This window comes from Acidobacteriota bacterium (assembly GCA_029861955.1).
Lineage (GTDB): Bacteria > Acidobacteriota > Polarisedimenticolia > Polarisedimenticolales > Polarisedimenticolaceae > JAOTYK01.
The window spans coordinates 115,025-138,892 of record JAOTYK010000009.1 but is presented as its reverse complement, the minus strand read 5'-3'; the positions used below and the strand labels follow the sequence as shown (position 1 = coordinate 138,892).

The following is a 23,868-nucleotide window of genomic DNA, read 5'->3' as shown; positions in this document are numbered from 1 at the left end:
ACGTAAACGGCAGGGCGATGCTCTTTGCGATCTGGCGAAACTTCATCAAGCGCATGACAGAGCGAAGGCCCGAGCTGATCTCGCCGGCGATGCGGGTCGGGCTGACGTCATCGCTCTGGACCTGGCAGAATTTCCTCGCCAAGCGGCTGTTTGCCGGAAGGATCTCGGGCTAGCCTCTTCCGGCTACGGACTCGGTGCAGATCTTGCACGACGGTGTCCGCGAGAGTCGACACTCGAGCCCATCGACATCCAGATCTGGGGGCATGACTGGCACACTCGACGCGTGGCGTCGTGACTACAACATTCTTCGGGTCACGTTGCGTTAGAACGGCAGGTCGTGACAGTCCGCGATCCAGCGCATGAATCCGGCGGCGTCGGCAAACCGAACCGCAACATCCTTCACAAAATCGGGACGAGTGACCGCCGACTTCGGTAGCTTGCAGACGGCGATGAGGTCCTTCCGTTTCAGGTCTTCGATGAGAGGATGCTCCTCGGTGTAGCCCCGCGGCGGACGCTTGAGGCTATCCCCGCCCAGGCTCCAGCTCCTCTTGAAACGACTTGCATCGCGAACTCGCTTCCAACTCTTCGGCTCGCCGTCGATCTTCGCGCGAACGGCCTTCAATGCGTCGGACGGCGGGCGCCAGATCCCGGCCCCCAGGAAGACCTCGTCGGAATCGATATGGACGTAATAGCCGGGGGCATGAACGTCCTTGCCGGCCACATGACGAAACTGGATACCGACGTTCGTCTTGTACGGCTGTTTGTCCTTGGAGAACCGGACATCACGATAGATTCGCATCAGCGATCCACCGACCCTGCGATCGCTGGCGACAATCTGGGGCGAGATCTTGGCCAGACGCGGCTGCATCGTCTGAATGAAGATCTGGGCCGGCTCCAGGATCTCGTCTTCGTAGCGGTCCTTGTGGGCCTGAAACCAATCGCGGTTGTTGTTGGCCTTGAGGTCGTTCAGATAGCGAAACAGCGATTTGCGGAATGGGCTTGGCATCGGTCCACTCTAATCCGGCGGCAGGGGGTTGTCATCTATAGTGGGGCCATGGGCGAGTCACTGGTCAGCGGCGCCGAGATCCTCGCCGCACGTTCTAGGATCGCGGCCCACGTCCATCACACGCCGATCCACGGATCGTCCAGTCTCTCCGCCCACCTCGGAAAGAATGTCCACTTCAAGGCCGAGCTGTTCCAGCGCACGGGGTCGTTCAAGATCCGCGGCGTGCTCAACTGCCTGGCCGGCCTCGATCGAGAAACGTTATCCCGTGGCCTCGTCTCGATGTCCGCCGGTAATCATGCCGCCGCCCTCGCGTGCGGCGCGGCGACCTACGGCGCACCGGCGACGATCGTGATGCCCGGTCGGGCGGTGCAATCCAAGATCGATGCGACCGAACGCTACGGCGGGCGCGTGGTCCGAACCGATGGCGACCTGATGGAAGAGGTCGATCGTTTGCAGCGGGAAGAAGGGTTGACCCTGGTCCATCCATTCGACGACGCCAGGATCGTCGCCGGTCATGGGACGATCGGATTCGAGATCCTGGAGGATCTTCCCGAGGTCACCCACGTCATCGTGCCGGTCGGTGGTGGAGGACTGATCAGCGGCATCGCGGCGGCAATCCGATCCCGGCGACCCGAAGTGAAACTCTATGGGGTCGAACCGGAGAATGCCGATGGGATGGGTCAGGCGTTGGCCGCAGGTAAACCGATCTCGATCGGTCACCCTCAGACCCTCGCCGACGGCCTGGCGGCGCCATTCGCGGGAGAGCTCAATCTGCGTCATGTCCAGCGGTTAGTGGACGACGTGGTCACCGTCCGCGACGAGACGATCCTGGAAGCAATGGACTGGATCGTGACCCGCTGCAAGCTGGCCTGTGAACCGTCGGGGGCGGCGGCTCTGGCCGCTCTTCTCGAAGACAAGATCAAGCTGCCACCGACGGCCCAGGTCTGCTGCATCGTCAGCGGCGGCAATGTCGATCTCAGCCGATTGGGAACGCGCTAGCGGTGGCGGCGATGACGCCCCGCTAATCGTCGAGACCGGCGTCGCGACGCTCCTTCCGGGTGAGTTTCTCTGACATCTTTTTCTGCCACGTGGCGGCATCGCCGATCCCGCGAGATGCGGCAACACCGAACCAGCGATGGGCCTCGAGGTAGTCGACCTTGCCGTGGGCGGAGAGCCCCCGCATGTAGACGAACCCAAGTTTGTACGCCGCCATGCCGTGCCCGGCGTCGGCGGCACGTCGATAGGCCTGTTCCGCGGCTGCGAGATCGCGAGATTTTCCCTCACCGGAACCGTACGCCAGCGCGCGCTCGTACCACTGATCCGGGGTGACCGAACTCTCGACCCGCTCGACGGTGCTTTCTACGGGTTCAACGACCGTCGGTTCAACCACCGTCGGCTCGACCACCGTCGGCTCTATCGTCTTCGTGGGTTCCAGCGTCACGACGACCGGTTTCGGTTCAGAGGTCGGCGGTGGGTCGAACGGAAGAGCCAGCGTCAGCGTGAAGGGCTCTCGCTGTCGCCCTTTGATCCGTTGCACCCAGAGGTCGGCCTTCGCCGTATCCCGGATGACGCCACGCCCGTGGCGATACTTGCCGGCAAGGTTGATCTGAGCCGCGACCAGATCCTGGGCCGCCGCCCGGGCGTAGCCGTCCAGGGCCTTTCCGGGCTGTGCCTTTCCCGCGCGGCCTTCGTCCAGCAGCACGGCGAGATTGTTCTGCGCGTCGGCAAGATCGTTCTTTGCGGCACGCTTGAACCACTTGGCCGCCTGCCCGCCGTCGGACGGAAGACCCTCGCCGGTGGCGTAGGCGTAACCCACACGGTTCTGAGAGCCGGCGTGTCCCTGACTGGCCGCCGCACGGTACCAGCGGATGGCGTCGTCGAGGGATCGTGAAACACCGCGGCCGGACTCGTACAGCCTGGCTAGATTGGCCTGGGCGATGGATCGCCCCTGACGGGCCGCTTGCCGATACCAGTGCACCGCACGCTCGAGATTGACCTCGGTACCGATCCCGGCCTCGAAACATCGACCGAGGTTGTTCTGCGCCCGTGGGTTGCCGTCGGTGGCGAGACGCTCATACAGCTGAACCGCGGCGGACGGATCGCGGTAGGGTGCCGGTGCCGACTCGTAGAGCAACGCCAACCGATAGCTCGCCTCGTCGTCGCCCTGCCGGACCAGCGGTTGCCATAACTCGATGGCGACCTCGTGGTCCCCACGCTCATAGGCCTCGAGCCCGCCGTAGTAGTCGCCGCCTTCCTGGGCCAACACCGTGAGCGCCACGACCATGGACAGTGCGAAGGTCGTTGTTCTGAGTCCGAGTCGCATCCTGACCTCGCTGGTTCCCACCATGATAGTACGGGTTCCAGCCGCTTTGGTAGGATGGGGCGACGTCATGACTGCACCACGTTCAGACAACGCTTTCTCGAATGCGACGCTCCGCTCGCTGGTGGATCTGATGCCCCACGGGACGGCGGTCACCAGTTTCCCCGACGGCATCGTGCGGTACATCAATCGGCGTTTCACTCTGGAGACCGGTTACACAACGGAAGCGATCGTCGGAAAGACGAGCCTGCAGATGCTCTGGATCAACCAGTCCGATCGCAAGCGTCTTCTCGAGCAGATGGTTGAGTCTGGCTCTATCCGTCACTTCCAGGCGTCGATTCGTTGTGCGAACGGCGAGACCCGCATCTTCGACATCTGCTCCGAGTGGATGGAGGTCGAAGGGCAACGCTGGATCATCTCGACCTCCTTCGATGTATCGGAATCCCGCGAGACGCTCGATTCGCTTCATCGCGCGGCCGAGCGGTATCGCACCTTTGTTCAACAGTCTCGCGAGGGGATTGTCCGCTACGAGTTTGATGAACCCATCCAGACCGATATACCGGTCGACGAGCAGGTGACCCGCCTCCTGCGTTCGGGGCGTGTCGCCGAATGTAATGACGCCTTCGCACGCATCTATAGCTATCCAAGCGCCGCCGATATGGTCGGTACGTCGGTTGAGTCCGTCATGCGAAGCGGCACCGATCAACCTGCGAATCAGGTGAAAGCGTTCGTCAAGAACGGCTATCGCGACGACGCGTTCGAACTCGAGCTGACGTCGGGGAGCGGCGAGCCGCTCTGGTATACGGGAACCAGCCTCGGTATCACCGAGGGCGGGATGCTCACGCGAGTCTGGAGCACCCGTCAAGACGTCACGGGGCGACGTCGTGCCGAACTGGCACTGGATCGTCGAGAAGCGTTCTTCAAGATGGTGATCGACAACGTACGCGATCTGATTACGGTTGTGGACGATCAGATGTGCGTTCAATACATCTCGTCATCGGTCGAGGCAGCCCTGGGCTACGACATGATCGACAGTCTCGGTCATAGCATCGCCGAATACATCCATCCGGACGATCTACCCGTCGCCTCCAAGAAACTCGCTCAGCTGCTGGATGTTCCGGACCGCTCCGATGTGTTGGTCGCGCGACTTCGAACGAACGACGGCAATTGGCGTCACTTCGAAACGGTGGGCAGCTCACATCGGGATAGTGAAGGTCGTGTCGCCGTTTCCCTATGTTCCCGTGATATTACCGACAAACAGCAGCTTGAAGAACGTCTGAGGCAGGCTCAGAAACTCGAGGCGATCGGTCATCTCGCCGGTGGCGTAGCCCACGACTTCAACAATCTCCTGACGGTGATCGCCGGCTTCGCGGACGTTATCGAGCGGCAGGAGTCGATGACCGAGAGCGTGCGCGAGGCGGTAACCGAGATCCGTCATGCGAACGACCGTGGGGCAGATCTGACCCAACAGCTCCTCGCCTTCGCACGGAAGCAGGTTCTCCAGGCGAAACCAGTGACGCTGGAGTCCGTGGTACTCGATATGGAGGGTCTTCTGCGGCGTTTGATCGGTGATCACATCGTGTTGAAGACAGAGTTGTCGACGACACCCCTGGTGTTTCTTGCGGACCGCGGACAACTTGAACAGGTATTGATGAACCTCGCTCTCAACGCCCGCGATGCCATGATCGGGGGTGGTTCGATCTTCGTAAAGACAGGTGGCGTCACGATCGACGACACGCGTCATACCCGGCTGACGGTCACCGACGACGGCTGTGGGATGGACGAGGCGACTCGACGACGGGTCTTCGAGCCGTTCTTTTCGACCAAGGCGTCGGGAAAGGGAAGTGGACTGGGGCTTGCGACGGTTTACGGCATCGTGGAGCAGAGCGGCGGCTCGATCGCCGTCGAGAGCACGCTCGGGAGCGGAACCTCGGTAACGGTCAACTTTCCGCTCAACGCCCTTCCCGGCGACGATGCGTATCCAGACTACGTAGTGACAGCGACATCCCAGGACGACGGCGGAGTCGAGCGCATTCTCATCGCCGAGGACGACGCGGCGATTCGTCGCGTGATCTGTCAGGCCCTGGAGCAGCGTGGATACTACGTGGAGAGTGTGCCCACCGGGGACGCGGCCTGGGCCCGGTTGAACGCGGCCGCCGAGCCTTTCGACCTGCTCCTGACCGACGTCATGATGCCGGGTATCAGCGGGGTCGAGCTGGCGACTCGGGTTCGCGAAACCTACCCCGATCTTGTCGTGCTGTACATGACGGGATTTGCGGCGGGTCAGCTGGAACCCGGGGAGACCGATCTACTGCAGAAGCCGTTCAGGCCCGACGAACTGCTGCGAAGAATTCGCCAGGAGTTGGATCGTCGCGATCGGGCTAACGGTTGAACTTCTTCGCGCGCCAGTAACGCGTTCCGGAGATGTCGGCCTGAAGCATCAGGCCCGCGTCGGTCATCTGAAAGATCGCGACACCGTTGGTGAAAGTCGTCTCCTTGTTGGCTCCGGCGCGGCCGGCGACCGCGTTGGCTCCCGCCTGGGCATGCCAACCGTTGTTCGTGAAGTTGGTGTATGCCGTCTCGTCCTGGAACATGAACACGACCTGAAAGAACTGCAGCCCCAGACCGAGATTGAGTCCGCCGGACCCCATCTTCATGTAGAGCTTGGTGTTGGCCTGACGATTCACGGCCACACCACGCCCTCCGCCACCGGTGATTCCCAGGGAAACCTTCGTATTGTCGAAGACCGCATAGCCGTAGCTCTGCTCGAACAGCTCTCTGGCGCGAGGGCTCTTTTCGAACAGTCGATTCAACGAGAAATCGGCGATCTGGTCGATCTTGGCCTTCTTGAGGGCGACTTTCTCGGGATTTGCGGCGACAGCCGGCGCGGCAGCCGAGAGCACCAACGCGGAGATGAACACGAGTACGGCGATACGCTTCATGAAGAATCCTTTTTGCGACGAGACGGAATCGCATTCCGATTGTAGCCCGAATCCATAGCCTCCTGCATTTTGCCCCTCCCGGTCCGTCGTGTACGGTGGACGCCATCATGGGTGAGCGAGAGTTTCAGGCGTGGACGGGAAGCCGCGATCGAGAGATGGTCGATCGGCTTGCCCATAGGATCATCCACGACCTCAACAACCTGATGACCGCCACGCTGGGTTATTCCCAACTTGCGGCCGACGCGACGATCCAGGATCTAGGCGAGGAAGCGCGAGACGAGGCGCTGGCCGCGGTCGGTCTCGCGTGCGAACAGGCTTCCGGCCTCACGCACGCTCTGAGCCTCGTGATGGGTGAATCGGACACGACGATCGATGCGGTGGATGGGTACACGGTCACGGGTTGCCTTCGGGACTTCTGGCCGATCCTGCATCGGCTTCTTCCGTCTGTCGAGATTCCGGAGGATTTCGGCTCCGGGATGAACAGCCCGGTTGTCCCGGGCTCGCCACGACAGCTACACGTGGCACTGGTCTCGTTCGTCATGTATCTGCGACGGGCGATCCTGAAGGGCTCCTCGATTCTGATGGAAACCCACCGATCGCGGAGCCGATTGGTGTTGAGTTTCCGCGTCTGTGAGATGTCGACACCCGCAAACACTCGCGCCTACACCGAACTGGAAATGGCCAACACGCTCCTGCACGAAGAAGGTGCCACGCTGGATGTGCAGCAGGATGGATCGGATGAACTCCTGTCGATCTCGCTGAACATCGAATCGTGGCATGAGCAGGCCACCTCGACCGAGACGTCGCGAGAGTGCGCCGAGGTGTCCGGCGAGTCGGTTCTGGTCGTGGAGCCGCGACGTCACATTCGCGAGATCATCAAGGCCGAGTTACACGTCGCGGGCTACCGAACGGACTGCGTCTCGCAACTGAAACTCGACGCAACCGCAGATACGGATCTCTTGAAGGAGACGCAACTACTGGTCGCGACGTTTCAGGGGAGTGTGGAGGATCACGACGTTCGTTCCTGGGTCGACGAAATCCGTCGGCTACGCCCGGATCTGCCTCTGGTTCTGATCGCGGACTTCGATCCGGAAACGGACGGACTTGAGCAGGTTGTCGTCCTGCGCAAACCCATCCGTCTTCCTGACCTGACACGTGTTGTGGGTCTCACGCTCGGGCGTTCCGGTTCCGACTAGCTTCCGCTGGCGATCACCGCGACCAGTTCGAGATCGAACGTCAACGCAGCGCCGGGGAGAATCTTCGGCGGGGAACCCCGCTCGCCGTACGCGATATCGGACGGACAGGTGATCCGTGCCTTCCCGCCGGCTTTCATTCTCTTGAGCCCCTCGCTGAAGCAACGGACCACGCCGCTCATCGAGAACTCCGCAGGTGCACCGCCGAGGGACGAATCGAAGACCGTGCCGTCTCGGAGAGTTCCGTGATAGTGGACGCGGACTCGGTCTTCCATCGTCGGCATGTCGCCTTCGCCGACCTCGAGTTCTTCGTAGACCAGTCCGGAATCGGTTTGAACCGCACCGGGCCGCTTGGCAGTCTCCACCACGTACGCGGCGCTCAAGTCCTTCTCTTTCGCCTGAGCGACCTTGATCTGCTCCGTTACGAAGGTCTGAACTTTTTCCGCATACGCCTGAGCGTCCACCTTGGGCTCGTTCTTCAGCGCGCCGTCGCGTAGTCCCTCGACCATCGATTCGACCTGGCGGCTATCGAGTCCAAGAGGGATGACCTGGCGTGCGAGGAGCATGCCGATGCTGTACAGGATCTTGTCTTCATCGCCTGCGTCGGTTGACGCGGGTTCGCTCGGTTTGTCCGATTTGGGCTCGGGGCTCTGGGCCCATGCAGGGATCACCAGAAACACCACCAGTAGTACGAGCAACAGCTTCTTCACTTCGAATCTCCCGTTTAGTCCACGCCGGCAAGCCCCGGTCGCAGCGAAGTATTGTCCCTGAAATCAGGGATTACCGCCACGTTGGGGCCCGTGGCTCATCAATCGAGTAAGACCGAAAGGGCCTCTGCCAACCGAAAAACCGACAATGGCGACGATCCCTCGGCCTTGTTGTTGACGATGACCAGGACGCTGTGGCCGGCAAGGACGTTCTCCTCGCAGGCGGCCGTCAGCGCCGATCGGGTACCCGGGTCCTCGTCGACGAGTTGGTCGAAGGGTTCGTACCGTTCGATCGCGGCCTCGTAGCCGAGACCGGAGTGCAGCATCCATCGAGCGGTCAGCGGCGTGGCCTCGGTCTGTCCCAGTAACTCTCGTTGTCGCTGAAGCGGTGGCATTCGCGAGTGGAGGCTGTAGCAGATGTGAACACCTTGATCCGTCAACGCTGTCGCGAGATTCGGGAACAACAGCGACTCGTCCCGCAGCTCTACCGCATACGATGGCCCACGCGGAAGCTCGGCGAAGAACGACTGCAGACGCTCCAGAAACCGCTCCGGCTGTTTGAGGATCTGCGGACCGAGAGGCGGAAACTGAAATACGAGTCGTTCACCCGTCTCCTCCAGGCCTTCCATAAACGGTTGGACAACCTGATCGGTGGTCCAGTGGGGATCGAGAAAGAGGGGATTGGACTGTCGACTTGCAAGACGCGGAGAACAACAGTCCCGAGTCGCCTTGACGAGAAACCGGAAGTCCTCGGGCACCTGCTGGCGATAGGTCGCCAACTCGTCGGCCGTGACCGGTCGATAGTACGTGCGATCGATCCCCACCGTGTTGAGGAGCGGGTGCTTCGCGTAGGCCTGCAACCCGACTCGCGCCAGGGTCTGTTTCGAGGACTTGCGATCGTAGACCAGTCCCTCCCAACCGGGGAAGCTCCACGACGACGTACCGAAGCGAACGTTGGACGGTAACGAGCGTGCGATGTCGGCGAGTTTCGGCTCCACCGCAACCGCTTCGACGGTCTTGCTGGGCGGGACGGGTTTGCCGAACAACGACCTCTGGCGATCATCGTTTTTCATCTTCAAGCCAGTATAGTGGCAGGCATGACGATGAGCCTCTACGTCTACCCCGGTGGTGATGGTCTCGTGTCGGTCTCGCCACCGTGCGTGAAGGTCGACCTGGCTCTGCAGCGTCTTGGATTGCCATTCGAAGTGATCGTGTTGACCTCCGGGAAACAGGCGGATCGTCACAGCCCGACCGGTCGACTTCCCAGCTTGAAGATGGGCGACGAGACGATCGCCGAGTCCTGTCGAATACTCGACCGGTTGGAGAAGGACTATCCCGAGTCCGATCTCTGGATCCAGGATGAGAACCAGCGGACGATCGATTATCTCTGGGACCGCGTCGTCAACGATCATCTTTACTGGCACGGATTCTACCTCCGCTGGGTACAGCCGACGACAGCACGTCGCTTTCTCGAAGCATTGCTTCGACCGGCACCGGCCTCGATTCGTTTTCTCGCACCGTTGATCCTGCCGCGAACGATGCGGAAACGGGCGATGGCCGTCGGCGTGGGACGACGCTCTGCCGAGGACGTTCTGGAGACCATCGCGACGGACTACGGCCGCGTGGCCGCCGCGATCGGTCGCGGTCCGTTCCTGCAGGGGCGTCCCACGCCCGCCCGGGGCGATCTGGCCCTGGCGTCCCTCGTCGTGCAGGCGGGCTACCATGACACGCTTCCACAGGTCATGGAGATCGTGAAGAGTCGTCGCGAGTTGATCGATCATGCCGTCGCGGTCTTCGAGGCATGTGGATCCCCGGTCCCGCGCTGGATTCAGGCAGAGCGTTCGTGAAACTCGAGCGACCGCTGTGGACTCTGATCCATCTGACCGTCCTGCTGACCGGTGGTTGCGCGCTGACCTACCAGGTTGTCTGGCAACGCTACCTGTCCCGGCTCGCCGGCAGCGATAGTCTCGCGACGGCCGTGGTCCTGGCCGTCTTTCTCGGCGGACTCTCCGTCGGATATCTGGTCTGCGGACGATGGTCCCGTCGGCTTCGTCGCCCGTTGTGGACCTACGGAATCCTCGAGATCGGCATCGGCGGCTGGGCACTTCTTTTCCCGTGGTGGTTCTCGATCGTCGAGCGCCTGACCGCCGGTTGGAGCTTCGCAGCGCCCGGGTGGCTGGTGATTCAGGGAACCGTCGGAGCCATACTCCTGGTGGGCCCCCCGACGGTATGGATGGGAGCCACGGTGCCGATGCTGACTCGTGGACTCGTCCGCGATCTGGAGCGGGCCACCGGCACCCACGCACGGCTGTACGCATGGAACACCCTGGGCGCGTTCGTCGGGACGTTGCTCGCCGGATTCGCTCTGATCCAACTGTATGGATTGCCCGGCACCTTGAAGCGCGCGGCGATCGTCAATCTGATCGTTGGGGGTATCTGGCTTGTGCTCGACCGGTGGGATATCGGTCGACGTCTTCACGACTCTAGACCCACAACCACGTCCCCCCCGATCGGGGTGTCGATCGGTGAGCGTCGTCTGCTGTGGACCCTGGCGCTCCTGTCCGGCGTCTATTTCATGTTGTTCGAATCGTTGTTCGTGCGAATCCTGAAACTGACGATCGGCGCGTCGTCTTACAGTTTTTCGCTGGTCGTTGCAGTCTTCATCGCTTCGATCGCGGTGGGTTCGTTCTGGGTCGCCCGGCGTCCACGTGTCTCACTTGCCACGGCGGCGTTTTCGTTATCGATTGCGTTGCTCGGCCTGGGCCTGCTTTTCATGACGCTCGATCGGTGGCCGTATCTGGCCCATGTCGTCCGCATCGGCTTCTCCGGCTCGATCGAGGCGATGATCTTCTATTACTCCCTGGTGTTCGTCGTGCTGACAGTCGTCCTGATCGTGCCCGTCGCAGCCATGGGTGCGGTCCCCCCGATCCTGTTCGACCGCCTGAAGGGCGAGCTTGAGGATCTCGGGTCCGCATCGGGGGGGCTGCTTGCATGGAACGCCCTCGGCAACCTGCTGGGTGGCCTGATCGGCGGCTATCTCTTGTTTGCGTATCTCGGAATCGGGGAAGTGTTCGTCGTCGGTCTTCTTCTGGTGGCGCTCTCCGTCGGGCTGACGATCCGTTGGTTGAGCTTCCGTGGTCGCCTACTCGCCATCGTTGCTCTGACGTTGGCCGTGTTCGTCAGCGTGACCTTTCCCTACGACCCCTTGCGGTTTGCATCCGGAACATTTCGAATTCGTTCGCCCCTCGACTACTCCCACGATGGGGCCAGCGAGTTCTATCGACAGTTCTACGAGAGTCGCTCGGTGCTGGCCTACGTGGACGACCCGACGGGGACCTTCTCGGTGATCGAGAACCCGCGGCCGGAGGAGACGCTGGCGCTTCGCTTCCCGGCGCTGGCGGCGGCCCTGATCGAGCAACTGGGATCGTCGGGCGAGTCCCGACCGAGATCGGTTCTGGTCAACGGCAAGTCCGATTCCAGCACCTACTTCGATCGAGAGACACTTCGATTAGCCGCGCATATCCCGGCCCTCCTGGTGCAGGAGCCTCGCTCGGCGTTCGTCATCGGGCTCGGAACGGGAGTCACCGCCGCGGAGTTGACGCTCCACCCGGGGATGAAGGACGTGACCGTGGCAGAGATCGCCCCTGCCGTCGTGGACTTCCTCCCGCACTTCCGTGCGGCCAACCGAGATCTCGAGCATAACGATCGCGTTACGATCGACGTCGGTGACGCACTTCGCATCCTCCGTCGCTCCGATAGCCGATGGGACATCATCACGTCGGAACCCAGTAACCCCTGGGTCACCGGTGTGGATCAGCTGTTCAGTCGGGACTTCTATCGACTGGTCAAGAGTCGATTGGAAGACGGTGGCGTGTTTCTGCAATGGATCCAGCGATACGCCACCAACGAACAGATCATGGCCCTCGTCATGCAGACCGTCCGCAGCGAGTTTCCCCACGTCTATCTGTTCCGCACGGCAAGCGGCGACGATCTGCTGCTTGCGACGGAGACCGCATTGACCCCCGCGCGGTTTGCGGCGGTCGATGACCGAATGACGCATTCAACGGATCTTGCCGCGTCGCTGGCCGACGTCGGCATCGACTCTGCGGCAGCGCTCCAGGCCCTTCTGGACGACGACGCGTTGGCGGCGGCTCTACAGCGCGAGATTCCCGGTATTGAGACACTGGATCATCCCAGATTGCACTATCTCTCCGGTCAGGCGTTCTTCCGTGGTGCGTCCATCGACGAGGAACGAGCGCTTCTTGGCTACTGATCTGTCATACTCGTCCCATGCTTGAGTTGATCTGCACCCGAACGTGAAGCACCTGTCGTAAGGCGGTCGCCTTACTCGAGCAGGAAGGGATCGAGTACCGCTATCGCGAGTACCGAAAGGAACCGCTGTCGGACGGCGAGATCCGCACGATCCTCGGGGCGCTCGGCGTCTCCGCCGGGGCGTTGTTACGCAAGCGAGATGCGGCCAACAAGGAACTCGGCCTGACCGGGGACGAGCCCGAAGACCAGCTCATCGCGCACATGGTGGAACACCCCACCCTGCTCCAGCGCCCGATCGGTGTCTACCGCGGGCGCGCCGCCATCGGGCGTCCACCCGAAAAGCTGCTGGAGTTGGTCGGCGACGGCTAACGAGTCACGACGCCGATCGGACAGCTGACGCCCGTACCGCCGAGGCCACAGTAACCACCCGGGTTTTTTTCCAGATAGCGTTGGTGGTATTCCTCGGCCGGATAGAACGTGGGTGCATCCTCGATCTCTGTCGTGATCGTGTCGAAACCGGCTTCCGTTAGCTGCTGTTGGTAGGCATCTCGCGATGCCTGTGCCACGCGGACCTGATCGTCATCGTAGGTGTAGATGGCCGATCGGTACTGACTGCCGATATCGTTTCCCTGCCGATGGCCCTGGGTCGGGTTATGGCTCTCCCAGAACAGCTGGAGTAACGCCTCGTAGGTAACGACCGTCGGATCGAAGACGACGTGGACGACCTCGGCGTGACCGGTGTTTCCGCCACACACCTGTTCGTAGCTCGGATTCTCCGTCGTCCCACCGGCATAACCGACGGCGGTCTTCACCACGCCGTCGCACTGCCAGAACTTTCTCTCGGCACCCCAGAAACATCCCAAACCAAACATCGCCTGTTGGGTCATTTTCCGCTCCCCTTGAATCGATCGGATTCGTCGGCGAACAGAACGTTGAAGCTGGTCAGCGATCCATAGCAACCCGTCAGGTGCGACTGGAGCTTCAGCTTGACCTCCGACGGTAGGTCCGCCGCGTTGATCTGTTGCTCCATGACCCGCAGCCGGTTGCGAAGCATGACGATCTTGCTGAAGAAAGTCTCGATCGGCCAGCTCTTCTCCTGAACGCCTTCCTCGGCAGGACGCAAGACCATCTCGCCCCCACGCCACCGATCTGCGGGGACCACCGGCGTAAGGCCGGTCTCTTCTCGGATGACCTGCCTCAGCATCATCTCCAGGTCGGCGCTGTTGACGCCGGCTCCACTCTCTTCCACGCCGAGGCTCCTTTCCCGTTCGCTTACCAGGGGGAACGGTTGTCCGGTGAATTGTGTTCCCGAGGAACGGCTTGTGGCGGACCGAGGTCGGGGACGGTTGGTCCAGCGCTCTGCGCCACCGCGGTAGTTGTGCTGACTTTGGCAGTAGTCGCAGATCACTCGGGCCGGTCGATCGGGCGACGGACCCACGAGGACCGTGTGTCGCCGGACGATCTTGCACGACCGACAGAGGTCGTCGGCGTAGGCACCTGCCCTGAGATCCGTCGGTTCAGCCATCGTCACTCCTCGCGCCATTATCGCGAAAACCGCCACTCGGCGCCCGTCGAGTCGATTCGATAGGTTAGGATCGCCCCCGTGCGAGAAGGAACCTTACCGGAGAATCCCCGCCTACGTCTCCGGTATGAATACCTCTACACCGGCCTGGCGGCGACGTTCGCGACCCTGGTGATCTTGACCAACACGGCCGGCGTCAAGCTGTTCACTGCCTTTGGTCTCACTCTGCCCGTGTCGATTCTCTGGTACCCACTCACGTTCCTGGTCACCGACGTGGTCTCCGAGGTCTATGGATCCCGACGAGCTCGATTCCTGGTCGTGGTGGGGTTCGGGATGAGCCTGCTGCTTCTCGGGTTTTCACAGATCGGCATCGCCCTGCCGGTCTCGCCCGCCTACCCGCTGCAGGACGCGTACGTCGGAATCTTCGGTCCCATCTGGCGACTTCTGTTCGGCTCGATGGCGGCCTATCTACTGGCGCAGATGATCGATGTCCGCCTGTTTCACTTTTTCAAGCGACTGACCGGTGGCAAACATCTGTGGTTGCGCAACAACGGCTCTACGATGATTTCCCAGTTCGTCGACTCCGTGACGGTCAACATGATCTTCCTGTACAAGAATCCGGCGGTGTTCACTGGCACTCTCGGCGATCTCGTCGGCATCATCCTGGCGGTCTACGGGGTCAAGGTTGCGATTGCCGCGCTGGACACGCCGATCTGCTATCTGGGTGTTCGACTTGCCGAACGGTATACGGGCGTCACGGCGTCAACGGTCGGGTGACAGTGACCCGCGAGCAATCGTGTGGTCATGTCTGGCACAGGCCCCCAACCGGTTGTTTCGCTACATCGAACAAGAGAATCCAACTTCACGAACAGTTCCTCGTCAATATCCTGGGACGGTGGAGGAGACGCGACGAGCATTGAACAGATTCAATCAAGAACGTCACTCGGCTGTTCTTCGCAGTTTCCGGAGTGCGTCATCATCATCGGCGCCGTCGAGAACGTCAATCGGGTTGGAGCCACGTGGAGCGATTCGCGACTCAGGTATCTCCCAAAAACGATCAAGCTTGGCCGTTCTCGGTTTTTTTGCAGAAATCCCTAAACACCGATGCAAATCGTTCCCGCTCGACAAGCGTCTCTATTCCAACAATATTCAATTCTGGCCCAAGGTATCAACCATGAGAGCGAGACAGGATGAAGTATTCGTCTTCAGCAACATCGCTAATTGCAATTGCGTGCAGCCTACTTCTGGCAGCGACCACAAGCTGTGAAGGGCGTGACCCGAGAGAGCAGATGACCCCACTCGAGTACATATACAAGGGTGTCGCACGAGAAATGCGAGACCCAATGCTTTGCTACAAGATCTCACCAAGCGCCACCGATTCGTACCCGTTAGCGACGAGTGGCATACAAATAATGTTGGTCCGGTCCGATTGTCTGGATGACGTTGCCCTCGCAACTCGCAACCCGGACCTGTGCGACGAGGTAGTCCCCGTCAGCACGTCACTGCTGGATGGAAGCGCGATCAACGCCGACAACTGTCGTAGTCGAATTGCGTCGGGACGCAATCCAGACGGGATTATCGGCGAGGATAGAGAACTGATTCTGCGATTGCTCGGATACATCTCAGAATCTGAACCCGTTGGCGAGAGTGCCGACAGAGCCAAGCTGTTCAATTTGCACGCAAGGTCCCCAGATTTTTCGCGAAGGGCGGCTGAATTGCCCGATTTCACAAGCGGAATTGACGAGGCGAGAAACGATGCGTACATGCTTCTGCCGTACTGCCGTGACAACCCGCGGACTCGCGACGGTGGGTGCAAGTTGCTCGACTGCGCCCTGATCCGAGATGCAGAAGACCGCTTCGCGCAGTGCGGCTACTAACCGACTTAGTTAGACGGCCGATCCATCTAGAGTGCGCGACAGATTGTCGATCACGGGCACGCCTGCGGGTTTCCGACTAGGCCAGTATCCCGGGCGTCTCCGGTAGTCTCCACGTCATACGTTTCACCACCACCTAGCGAACTGTATACGGTGCGCAGGAGAAACCACAATCCCTCGCCAGGCTGCACAATAGACGACTCACTCAACTGCAAAGCAGGAACATTGTCCCCAACACATGATTCTGCCGACAGGGAAAAATCTCCAGAGCTTGCTCGCAGCACGCCCAAATCGCCCCTGACGACGTCATACCCAATCGCGTTCGACGACGCAGGCCACAAGAGCTCAGACCCTGCGTGCTCCAGTATCATTGGAAGACTTTCGACAACAACAATAGCCACAACACTCAAGCCCTGCGCGGAGATGTTGATGCCCGTCGACCCGACTGCCGCCGCCGAAACGACTCCGGCGTAATCGACTGTTGCGACGCCGATGAAGAACGAACACAACATCGCGATACAGACGACGGACCAGTTACGTGATCGAATGCGGAAGTCTCTCATTAAGCCTCCGACTGCAAGCTGTGTTGAAGCGAGTTATGAGCGGTGTCGCTGTCTTTCATCGATTGTAGGCGACGCGAATCGGGTCAGCCACGACATTCACGATCGGCGCGGTCTATTCGCCGCGCGAACTCCGATCCGAATAGGAACATCGAGAATCGGCCCGAGGAGAAGCAGTACTTCAACGGACCTGGTGTCAACGCGCCGTCGTGAACCTGTTTCCTAGTCAAACTGCCAGGGACCGCGATGGGTCGGAGTTGCAAGCAGCTCCTCGAGCCGTCGCATGAATTTCTCGCGGGGCCACAGCTCGGCACCCATGCTCAGCAGGTGATCGTTCTCGACCTGGCAGTCCAGTAACGGCATCCTCCACGTCGCAAGCTGTTCGATCAACGTGACCAGCGCGACCTTCGACGCATCGCGCTCATGGGAGAACATCGACTCGCCGAAGAACATCGAGCCCAGCGACACGCCGTAGAGTCCACCGACAAGATCTTCCCGCGACCAGACTTCGACCGAGTGCCCCAGGCCGAGGCGATGGAGTTCGCGGTAGGCGTCGAGCATCGCCGTGGTGATCCAGGTCCCGGCCTGCCCCTCCCGAGGCGTGACCGCACATGCCTCGATGACGTCATCGAAGTTTTGATCGAGGGTGACGTTGAAGCGACCGGAATCCACCGTGCGTCGCAATCGACGGCTGACCTTCAGTGAGTCGGGTGTCAACACGCAGCGGGGGTCGGGGGCGTGCCACAGGATCGGATCACCCTCGCTGTACCAGGGGAAGATTCCCGACATGTAGGCCGCGATCAGCCGCTCGGGACTGAGGTCGCCACCGATCGCCAGCAGGCCATCCTCCGCCTCGTCCACCGGAGGAAAGATCGGTTCTTCGGGAAGACGATAGACCGGCATCGATCAGTTGGCGTCGGCCGGTTCCTTCTCCGCCGAGTGATCCTCGGGAGTCGGGTCGATCCGGAATGTCAACTCGTTGCCGTCGTGATCGATGGCGACGGTCCCGCCGTGTTCGAGTTTCCCGAACAGAATCTCGTCGGTCAGTCGGTCACGCACATCGGTCTGGATCAATCTGGCCAGCGGTCGTGCGCCGAAACGGGGGTCGTAGCCCTTGCGGGCCAGATAGGTCCGTGCCGCAGGCTCAAGCTGAAACGCGATCCGCCGCTCTCTCAATTGTCCTTCCAGTTCGAGGATGAACTTGTCGACGATCCGCTCCATCACGTTCTCGGGGAGTGGATTGAAGGAGACGATGGCGTCGAGGCGATTGCGGAACTCGGGGCTGAACACCTTCTCGATGGCGGTCATCGATTTGGAGCGGGCGTCCTGGGCCTCGTTGTCCTGGAACCCGATCCCACGCATGCTCATCTCCCGTGACCCCGCGTTGGACGTCAGGATCAGCACGGTATGACGGAAGTCGGCCTTGCGGCCGGTGTTGTCGGTCAGCGTCGCGTGGTCCATCACCTGCAGGAGAATGTTGAACATGTCGGGGTGGGCCTTCTCGATCTCGTCGAGAAGCACGACGCTGTACGGATGGGTCCGCACGGCGTCGACCAGAAGCCCCCCCTGCTCGAAGCCGACGTATCCCGGAGGGGCGCCGATGAGGCGAGCGACGGCATGCTTTTCCATGTACTCGCTCATGTCGAACCGGATGAACTCGTTGCCGAGATGTCGTGCGAGCTGTTTGGCCAGCTCGGTCTTGCCGACACCCGTAGGACCGGTAAACAGGAACGATCCTGCCGGTCGATCGGGGTGTCCAAGACCGGCCCGCGCTCTTCGGGTGGCGGCCGACACGCTCTTGACCGCCGCGGTCTGACCGAAGACCACCCGATTGAGAGAGTCCTCGAGGGATCGCAGCCGCTCCTTGTCGGAGACCGTCGCCTGGGTCTCGGGGATGCGCGCCATGCGTGAGACGACTCGCTCCACGGAGGGTACATCGATCTCGATGGTCTCATCGTCGCCGGACGCCAGCCTCAGCATCGATCCTGCCTCGTCGATGACATCGATGGCGCTGTCCGGAAGGCGATACTCACGAAGGTGTCGTTGGGCGAGACGCACGGCCGCCTTCAGCACCGAATCGGAATAGATCACGTTGTGGTGTTCTTCGTAGCGCGGCTTGAGCCCGTCGAGAATCCGGAACGTCTCCTCGATACTCGGCTCGTCGATGACGATCTTCTGCAGTCTTCGATGGAGTGCACGGTCCTTTTCGAGATGCTTGAACTCCTCGAAGGTCGTGGCGCCGATGACGCGCACTCGGATATCCGTCAGAACGGGTTTGATCAGGTTGGCCAGATCCATCGTGCCGCCTGTCGTCGCGCCGGCACCGATCATGGTGTGAAGCTCATCGATGAAGAGGATCGGCCGAGGGTGCTGCTCCAGTTGTCCGATCAACGCCTTGAAGCGTTCCTCGAAGTCGCCGCGGTAGCGGGTGCCGGCCAGCAGGGCCCCGGCATCCAACGAGAAGATCTCGGCGCCTTCCAGGAGTTTGGGCACTTCTTCGCCCAGGAGTCGCTGGGCCAATCCCTCGACCATCGCGGTCTTTCCGACTCCCGCCTCGCCGACGAAGACCGGGTGATTCTTGCGACGTCGGCCCAGCACCTCGAGGGCCCGTTCGATCTCGCGATCGCGACCGACCAGAGGATCCAGGAGACCCGCTCGTGCGCGCTCGCTGAGATTCGTCGCGTACATCTCCAGCGGGTTGGCCGCGGGTCCCTCACCTTCCTCCAGACCGTCACCGGCGCTGGCGTGTCGTTCGCCCGAACCGGGTAGCGGCACCTTCGCGATGCCGTGGGAGATGTAGTTGAGAATGTCCAGCCGTGTCACACCCTGGGACTTCAACATGCCTGCGGCGCGGGAGTTCGTCTCCTGCAGCAGGGCGGCAAGCGCGTCACCGACACCGGCCTCGCTTCGACCCGAACTGTGGATATGTAACGCCGTGGTCTGCAGGACCCGCTGGAACGCGCGGGTCTGAACCGGCTCGCCCTCGGCGTCCTTCGGAAGAACTTCCGCCTCATCCTCGAGGAACGACTTCAGCTCCTTCTTCAGGCGTGGGAGATCGGTGCCGCAGGCGGCCAGAACTTCCTCGCCCTCGGGATCGTGCAGAAGTGCGTAGAGCAGATGTTCCAGACCCAGGTGGGCATGACGTCGGGAGTCCGCCTCGCGGTAGGCGATTCCAAGGACGAGTTCCAGATTAGAACTGAACATGACCTACTCCTTCTCGACGGTTGCGCGAAGAGGGAACCCCTCTTCCTGTGCCTGGTCCATGACGAGACTCGCTTTCGTCTCTGCGATCTCGTGGGAATAGACGCCGGCGACACCGATCCCTTCCTGGTGAACTTTCATCATGACGCTGTAGGCCTCGGCCGGAGACAGATGGAAAACCGACTCCAGCACTTCGAGGACAAATTCCATCGTCGTGTAGTCATCGTTATGGATCACCACCTTGAACTGTGGAGGGCGCCCAGTCCTCTCCTGCTTCTCGGTCAGCAGGTCGGATTTTCGGTCGGTGCCCTTCTTGGTCATATGCGGTCAGTCTAAGTCCCTGTACCCGGTTCGTGCCATCGCTCCCGGCCGACGAACCGGTGCCACCCTGGTCAGTAGGGGCTGAGAGGGGATAAGATCGGGGTTTCAATCCGGCAAGTAGAGGGTTCTCACGATGCGTTCGATCCGATCCAGGTCTCGATGGGTTTTCCCCCTGCTCTTCCTCCTGGCCGCCGGCTGTACCCCACCGGGGGACGACGGCTCGTCGGAATCCAGCGGACCCTCTTCCCCTCCGCAGCTGACGCTGACGGCCGATGCCGACGAGGCCGCTCAGGTCATCGACGCCGCGACCCTGGAGTCGATGATCGCGTCGCTGGCGGACGACTCGCTGGCCGGGAGAGGCCCTGCCACCGAGGGGGATCAACTCACCCGGACCTATATCGCCGAGGCATTGGCGGAATGTGGCTTCGAGCCTGGAGCCGCCGACGGCAGCTGGGAACAACCGGTCGAACTGGTCGGCCTGACCTCGCACATGCCCAAGGAGTGGACCTTCAACTCCGAGAACGACACGCTGTCGTTGGACTTCTGGGACGACTACATCGGCAACACGGGTGTGCAGGAACCCTCCGTCTCGATCGACGACGCGGAGCTGGTCTTCGTCGGTTACGGCATCACCGCCCCTGAAGAGGATTGGAACGACTACAAGGATGTGGACGTCCGCGGGAAGATCCTCGTGATGCTCAACAACGATCCGGACTGGGATCCCGATCTGTTTGCCGGATCTCGTCGGCTGTACTACGGCCGCTGGGACTACAAGTACGAGTCCGCGGCAAAAGCCGGTGCCGTCGGCGCGATCATCATTCACACGACACCCTCGGCCGGGTATCCTTTTCAGGTCGTTCAGACATCGTGGACCGGCGAGCAGTTCGAGGCCCCTGCCGGCAACGAGCCGCGGGTAAGACTGACGGCGTGGGTCACCGACGAAGCGGCAGGACGTCTGGCCCGGCTGGGAGGTTTGGACCTCGACGAACTGATCGCCTCGGCCCACTCCCGGGACTTCCGTCCCGTCTCGCTGAACGTCCGAAGCTCGATCGCCTTCGAGTCCACCGTCAACGAGGGAACTCACACCGCCAACGTGCTGGGCATCTTGCCGGGTAGCGACCCGGAACTTGCCGACGAGCTGGTCGTCTACACCGCGCATCACGATCATCTGGGTATCGGTGCCACCGACGCCGACGGCGATTCGATCTACAACGGTGCCCGGGACAACGCTTCGGGTGTCGCGACGGTCCTCGCCATCGCAAGGGCCTTCTCCGCGCTCGAGGAGCGCCCGCGACGGAGCGTATTGATGTTGCTGGTGGCCGCCGAGGAGCAGGGTCTGTTGGGTTCCGAGGCCTATACCAACGATCCGACGGCGCACCCGGGCAACCTGATGGCGAATATCAACTTCGATGCGGTGGCGATCTTCGGACGGACGACCGATGTGGCCGTCGTCGGACGCGGCAAGTCCGAGCTGGAGCTTCTGCTGGAGCAGGCGGCCGCGAAGCAGGACCGCGAGGTGGTCGACGAGCCGTTCCCGGACAAGGGTTACTACTACCGATCGGATCAGTTCAACTTCGCGAAGATCGGAGTACCGGCGTTGTACTTCAAGTCGGGGACCCATCTGCGGGACGGCGGCAGCGAGGTCGGCAAGGCCCTGGAAGATGAATGGCGCGCCAACCGCTATCACCAGCCGGCCGACGAGATCTACGATGGGTGGGACTTCTCCGGCATGATCGAAGATGCGCAGCTCGGCTTCTGGGTCGGCCTGTCGGTGGCCAACATGGACTCGCCGCCCGGCTGGGTGGCCGGTGACGAGTTCGAGGGAACCCGAAAACAGATGCGGGCCGAAGCCCGAGAGAGTGAATGAGCACTCCCGACCACAGTCAGGCTCGCCGTCGCGTCGAACGGGTCGCCGAGGGCTCACGCACGTCGCTGGACGATCGCGTCGCCATCGAGGAACCGATGGAGATCCGAGTCGATCATGCGATCGACGGAAAGCGTGTTGCCAAGAGCCTGTCCATCACCATGCGCACTCCGGGGCACGACTTCGAGTTGGCGGCCGGCTTCCTCTACACCGAGGGAATCCTCCGTCAACCGGGCGATATCGAGACGATCGAGTTCTGTGGGCCCGCCGTCGAGGGACGTGACACCTCTAACATCGTCAAGGTGACGGTGGCCGATCATGTCGCGCTGGACCTCGAGCGGTTACAGCGGAACTTCTACGCGACGTCCAGTTGTGGAATCTGCGGCAAGGCTTCGCTCGACGCCATCGCCGTGCAGGGCATCGAGAAACCTACTGCGCAGTGGACGCTTACGACTGCGAGGGTTCACGAGCTGCCGAAGATACTTCGTGCAAACCAGCCGGTCTTCGAGACCACCGGCGGCCTGCACGCGTCGGCACTGGTCTCCGCCGACGGAGTCGTCGAGTGTGTCCGCGAGGATGTGGGACGTCACAACGCCGTCGACAAGCTGATCGGCAGCCGACTCCTTCGGTCGCAGACCCCCATCGACGATCGAGTCCTGGTCCTCAGCGGTCGTGCCGGATTCGAACTTATCCAGAAGGCCGTGGTCGCCGGCATCGCGATCGTCGTCGCGATCGGTGCCCCATCGAGCCTGGCGGTGGAACTGGCGGAGAGTTACGACATGACCCTGGTCGGCTTTGCGTCTCACGATCGCTTCAACATCTACAGTGGTGGGCACAGAATTGGTTCGTGATCCGGCCGAGCTCCCCTCCAGTCGTCTCTTCACGTTCATCGACGAGCCACGACGCTACGCCCTCTACTTCCTCGAGGGGCAGCGTCTGATCCACGACCTGGCGTTGGTCCCGAATCGCGTCGGCAACATTTTTGGGTACTACCGTGACGTGGTGCTTAGCCTGCAGCCGGTCATCGCGTTGCTCAAACATGGCGAACAGCTCGGTTTCTATCTGGACTCGGAGCGACCCTACTTCCGTCTCAAGATCGAGACGGCTCATGCCGGGACCACCCGTTGCATGGTCCTTCCCGAACAGATGGATCAGAAACCCACGACCATGACGGGCATCGTGCGTGTCACAAAGTTGTTTCCCGGAGGACGACCGCCCTACCAATCCATCATCGCGGCGGACGATCTGGAGCTGAAAGAGATCGTCAATCGAATCCTGCGCGATTCCTATCAGGTCAATAGCGTGGTGACGGTGTCGTCGAACAGCGACCAGAGCGCGATGTTGCATCAGCTGCCGCCGATGCCCGCCGAGTCCGACTACGATTTCTCCGAGACCGCCCTCAAGACCCGGCGCGATGGGATACGGGACGGACTGGAGTCCCTGATGTCCCGCGCTTTGACGTCAGCGGATGAGATTCAGGCGGAGTTCGGCAAGCTTGGCTTTCGACTCCTGGCCAGCCGAGACGTGGCGTTTCGTTGTTCCTGTGCCCGAGAGTGGATGCTGGGCAGTCTGCGAAGTGTCTACGCGCAGGAGGGCGACTCGCTCTTTGAGCCGGATTCCGAAACTCTGGAAGTCGTCTGCGAATATTGCAAGAATCGCTACACGTTCTCCCGCAGCGAGTTGCGAACTGGGCCGTCCACCAACTGAGAGAATCTGTTAGGATTGCCCCATGACAATACCTGCTGAAGAACGTGGCATGGCAACGATGACCCATCTCTCCGGACTGGCGGGCTATCTCGTTCCGGGTCTGGGCGTCATCGCTCCGATTATCATCTGGGTCCTGAAGAAGGACTCCCCGGCAATCTCGAAGATCGCGAAGCAGGCGTTGTTCCTGAACATCGCCGTCTTCCTGATCGGTATCCTCGGGTTCCTGTTGCTGCTCACCGTCATCTTGATTCCGCTGAGCTTCCTGCTCTGGTTCGCTGCGGGACTCGTGGCTGTGATCTTGCCGATTATCGGTGCGGTCAAGGCCGGCGACGGGACGCTCTACGAGTATCCTCTGATCGGGAGTTGGGTCTAGCCCGCT

Annotated in this window: 21 protein-coding genes; 11 read left to right on the top strand and 10 right to left on the bottom strand. The window is 61.4% G+C overall.

Annotated features, from left to right (window positions below):
* Window positions 1-322 precede the first annotated feature (322 nt).
* Entirely contained in the window at window positions 323-1,006 is a 684-nt protein-coding gene (locus tag OES25_06375) for a DUF2461 domain-containing protein (GenBank protein ID MDH3627268.1), read from the bottom strand.
* A 48-nt stretch (window positions 1,007-1,054) separates the two neighbouring features.
* Here OES25_06375 and OES25_06370 point away from each other — a divergent pair, with 48 nt between their 5' ends.
* On the top strand, window positions 1,055-2,005 hold the full coding sequence (locus tag OES25_06370; protein ID MDH3627267.1) for a threonine/serine dehydratase: 951 nt from the start codon (window positions 1,055-1,057) through the stop codon (window positions 2,003-2,005).
* Between the two features lie 22 nt (window positions 2,006-2,027).
* Here the strand turns inward: OES25_06370 and OES25_06365 are convergent, their stop codons facing one another.
* A complete protein-coding gene (locus tag OES25_06365) occupies window positions 2,028-3,329 on the bottom strand; it encodes a hypothetical protein (protein ID MDH3627266.1) in 1,302 nt (433 codons plus the stop codon).
* A gap of 67 nt (window positions 3,330-3,396) precedes the next feature.
* Here OES25_06365 and OES25_06360 point away from each other — a divergent pair, with 67 nt between their 5' ends.
* The gene (locus OES25_06360; GenBank protein ID MDH3627265.1) at window positions 3,397-5,718 is read left to right on the top strand and encodes a PAS domain S-box protein; all 2,322 of its coding nucleotides are present in this window, start codon (window positions 3,397-3,399) and stop codon (window positions 5,716-5,718) included.
* Here OES25_06360 and OES25_06355 read toward each other — a convergent pair.
* Window positions 5,708-6,268 carry a hypothetical protein gene (locus OES25_06355; GenBank protein MDH3627264.1) on the bottom strand — a complete coding sequence of 187 codons (561 nt, stop codon included), beginning with the start codon at window positions 6,266-6,268 and terminating at the stop codon, window positions 5,708-5,710. The genes OES25_06360 and OES25_06355 overlap by 11 nt on opposite strands.
* A gap of 107 nt (window positions 6,269-6,375) precedes the next feature.
* Between OES25_06355 and OES25_06350 the strand changes: the two genes are divergently transcribed.
* Window positions 6,376-7,464 (top strand): hypothetical protein, encoded by a 1,089-nt coding sequence (locus OES25_06350; protein MDH3627263.1) that lies wholly within the window; start codon window positions 6,376-6,378, stop codon window positions 7,462-7,464.
* Here OES25_06350 and OES25_06345 read toward each other — a convergent pair.
* Together OES25_06345 and OES25_06340 are read right to left on the bottom strand one after the other, a co-directional pair.
* Entirely contained in the window at window positions 7,461-8,171 is a 711-nt protein-coding gene (locus tag OES25_06345; protein MDH3627262.1) for an FKBP-type peptidyl-prolyl cis-trans isomerase, read from the bottom strand. The genes OES25_06350 and OES25_06345 overlap by 4 nt on opposite strands.
* Before the next feature lie 98 nt (window positions 8,172-8,269).
* A complete protein-coding gene (locus OES25_06340) occupies window positions 8,270-9,241 on the bottom strand; it encodes a DUF72 domain-containing protein (GenBank protein ID MDH3627261.1) in 972 nt (323 codons plus the stop codon).
* A 24-nt stretch (window positions 9,242-9,265) separates the two neighbouring features.
* On the opposite strand from OES25_06340, the gene OES25_06335 reads away from it, so the two are divergent.
* From OES25_06335 to OES25_06325, 3 genes are all read left to right on the top strand, one after another.
* Complete coding sequence (locus OES25_06335; protein ID MDH3627260.1) at window positions 9,266-10,015, top strand: glutathione S-transferase N-terminal domain-containing protein; 750 nt, start codon at window positions 9,266-9,268, stop codon at window positions 10,013-10,015.
* Entirely contained in the window at window positions 10,012-12,441 is a 2,430-nt protein-coding gene (locus OES25_06330) for a fused MFS/spermidine synthase (GenBank protein MDH3627259.1), read from the top strand. The genes OES25_06335 and OES25_06330 overlap by 4 nt, the downstream gene beginning before the upstream one ends.
* A gap of 182 nt (window positions 12,442-12,623) precedes the next feature.
* Entirely contained in the window at window positions 12,624-12,809 is a 186-nt protein-coding gene (locus OES25_06325) for a hypothetical protein (protein ID MDH3627258.1), read from the top strand.
* Here OES25_06325 and msrA read toward each other — a convergent pair.
* Window positions 12,806-13,327 carry a peptide-methionine (S)-S-oxide reductase MsrA gene (gene msrA / locus OES25_06320; GenBank protein ID MDH3627257.1) on the bottom strand — a complete coding sequence of 174 codons (522 nt, stop codon included), beginning with the start codon at window positions 13,325-13,327 and terminating at the stop codon, window positions 12,806-12,808. The genes OES25_06325 and msrA overlap by 4 nt on opposite strands.
* A complete protein-coding gene (locus OES25_06315) occupies window positions 13,324-13,965 on the bottom strand; it encodes a hypothetical protein (GenBank protein MDH3627256.1) in 642 nt (213 codons plus the stop codon). The genes msrA and OES25_06315 overlap by 4 nt, the downstream gene beginning before the upstream one ends.
* 78 nt (window positions 13,966-14,043) lie before the next feature.
* Between OES25_06315 and OES25_06310 the strand changes: the two genes are divergently transcribed.
* Entirely contained in the window at window positions 14,044-14,739 is a 696-nt protein-coding gene (locus tag OES25_06310; protein MDH3627255.1) for a queuosine precursor transporter, read from the top strand.
* Window positions 14,740-16,618: 1,879 nt separating this feature from the next.
* Here OES25_06310 and aat read toward each other — a convergent pair.
* The 3 genes from aat to OES25_06295 are packed head-to-tail and all read right to left on the bottom strand — an operon-like array spanning window position 16,619 to window position 19,918.
* Entirely contained in the window at window positions 16,619-17,299 is a 681-nt protein-coding gene (gene aat, locus OES25_06305) for a leucyl/phenylalanyl-tRNA--protein transferase (GenBank protein MDH3627254.1), read from the bottom strand.
* Window positions 17,300-17,302: 3 nt separating this feature from the next.
* Window positions 17,303-19,600, bottom strand: a complete 2,298-nt coding sequence (locus OES25_06300; protein ID MDH3627253.1) for an AAA family ATPase — start codon at window positions 19,598-19,600, stop codon at window positions 17,303-17,305.
* Window positions 19,601-19,603: 3 nt separating this feature from the next.
* Window positions 19,604-19,918 carry an ATP-dependent Clp protease adaptor ClpS gene (locus tag OES25_06295; protein ID MDH3627252.1) on the bottom strand — a complete coding sequence of 105 codons (315 nt, stop codon included), beginning with the start codon at window positions 19,916-19,918 and terminating at the stop codon, window positions 19,604-19,606.
* A 133-nt stretch (window positions 19,919-20,051) separates the two neighbouring features.
* Between OES25_06295 and OES25_06290 the strand changes: the two genes are divergently transcribed.
* The 4 genes from OES25_06290 to OES25_06275 are packed head-to-tail and all read left to right on the top strand — an operon-like array spanning window position 20,052 to window position 23,862.
* Complete coding sequence (locus OES25_06290) at window positions 20,052-21,785, top strand: M28 family peptidase (protein ID MDH3627251.1); 1,734 nt, start codon at window positions 20,052-20,054, stop codon at window positions 21,783-21,785.
* Window positions 21,782-22,633 (top strand): formate dehydrogenase accessory sulfurtransferase FdhD, encoded by an 852-nt coding sequence (fdhD, locus tag OES25_06285; protein MDH3627250.1) that lies wholly within the window; start codon window positions 21,782-21,784, stop codon window positions 22,631-22,633. Before OES25_06290 ends, fdhD begins: the two co-directional genes overlap by 4 nt.
* On the top strand, window positions 22,623-23,489 hold the full coding sequence (locus tag OES25_06280) for an Hsp33 family molecular chaperone HslO (GenBank protein ID MDH3627249.1): 867 nt from the start codon (window positions 22,623-22,625) through the stop codon (window positions 23,487-23,489). Before fdhD ends, OES25_06280 begins: the two co-directional genes overlap by 11 nt.
* A 22-nt stretch (window positions 23,490-23,511) precedes the next feature.
* Window positions 23,512-23,862, top strand: a complete 351-nt coding sequence (locus OES25_06275) for a DUF4870 domain-containing protein (protein MDH3627248.1) — start codon at window positions 23,512-23,514, stop codon at window positions 23,860-23,862.
* The last annotated feature ends 6 nt before the right edge of the window (window positions 23,863-23,868 follow it).

Bases quoted from the DNA above. Each gene is read 5' to 3' on its own strand.
- OES25_06300 (MDH3627253.1), bottom strand. From the start codon at position 19,600: ATGTTCAGTTCTAATCTGGAACTCGTCCTTGGAATCGCCTACCGCGAG.
- OES25_06275 (MDH3627248.1), top strand. From the start codon at position 23,512: ATGACAATACCTGCTGAAGAACGTGGCATGGCAACGATGACCCATCTC.
- OES25_06375 (MDH3627268.1), bottom strand. From the start codon at position 1,006: ATGCCAAGCCCATTCCGCAAATCGCTGTTTCGCTATCTGAACGACCTC.
- OES25_06295 (MDH3627252.1), bottom strand. From the start codon at position 19,918: ATGACCAAGAAGGGCACCGACCGAAAATCCGACCTGCTGACCGAGAAG.
- OES25_06350 (MDH3627263.1), top strand. From the start codon at position 6,376: ATGGGTGAGCGAGAGTTTCAGGCGTGGACGGGAAGCCGCGATCGAGAG.
- OES25_06360 (MDH3627265.1), top strand. From the start codon at position 3,397: ATGACTGCACCACGTTCAGACAACGCTTTCTCGAATGCGACGCTCCGC.
- OES25_06370 (MDH3627267.1), top strand. From the start codon at position 1,055: ATGGGCGAGTCACTGGTCAGCGGCGCCGAGATCCTCGCCGCACGTTCT.
- OES25_06290 (MDH3627251.1), top strand. From the start codon at position 20,052: ATGCGTTCGATCCGATCCAGGTCTCGATGGGTTTTCCCCCTGCTCTTC.
- fdhD (MDH3627250.1), top strand. From the start codon at position 21,782: ATGAGCACTCCCGACCACAGTCAGGCTCGCCGTCGCGTCGAACGGGTC.
- OES25_06355 (MDH3627264.1), bottom strand. From the start codon at position 6,268: ATGAAGCGTATCGCCGTACTCGTGTTCATCTCCGCGTTGGTGCTCTCG.
- OES25_06335 (MDH3627260.1), top strand. From the start codon at position 9,266: ATGACGATGAGCCTCTACGTCTACCCCGGTGGTGATGGTCTCGTGTCG.
- OES25_06340 (MDH3627261.1), bottom strand. From the start codon at position 9,241: ATGAAAAACGATGATCGCCAGAGGTCGTTGTTCGGCAAACCCGTCCCG.
- OES25_06315 (MDH3627256.1), bottom strand. From the start codon at position 13,965: ATGGCTGAACCGACGGATCTCAGGGCAGGTGCCTACGCCGACGACCTC.
- msrA (MDH3627257.1), bottom strand. From the start codon at position 13,327: ATGACCCAACAGGCGATGTTTGGTTTGGGATGTTTCTGGGGTGCCGAG.
- OES25_06365 (MDH3627266.1), bottom strand. From the start codon at position 3,329: ATGCGACTCGGACTCAGAACAACGACCTTCGCACTGTCCATGGTCGTG.
- aat (MDH3627254.1), bottom strand. From the start codon at position 17,299: ATGCCGGTCTATCGTCTTCCCGAAGAACCGATCTTTCCTCCGGTGGAC.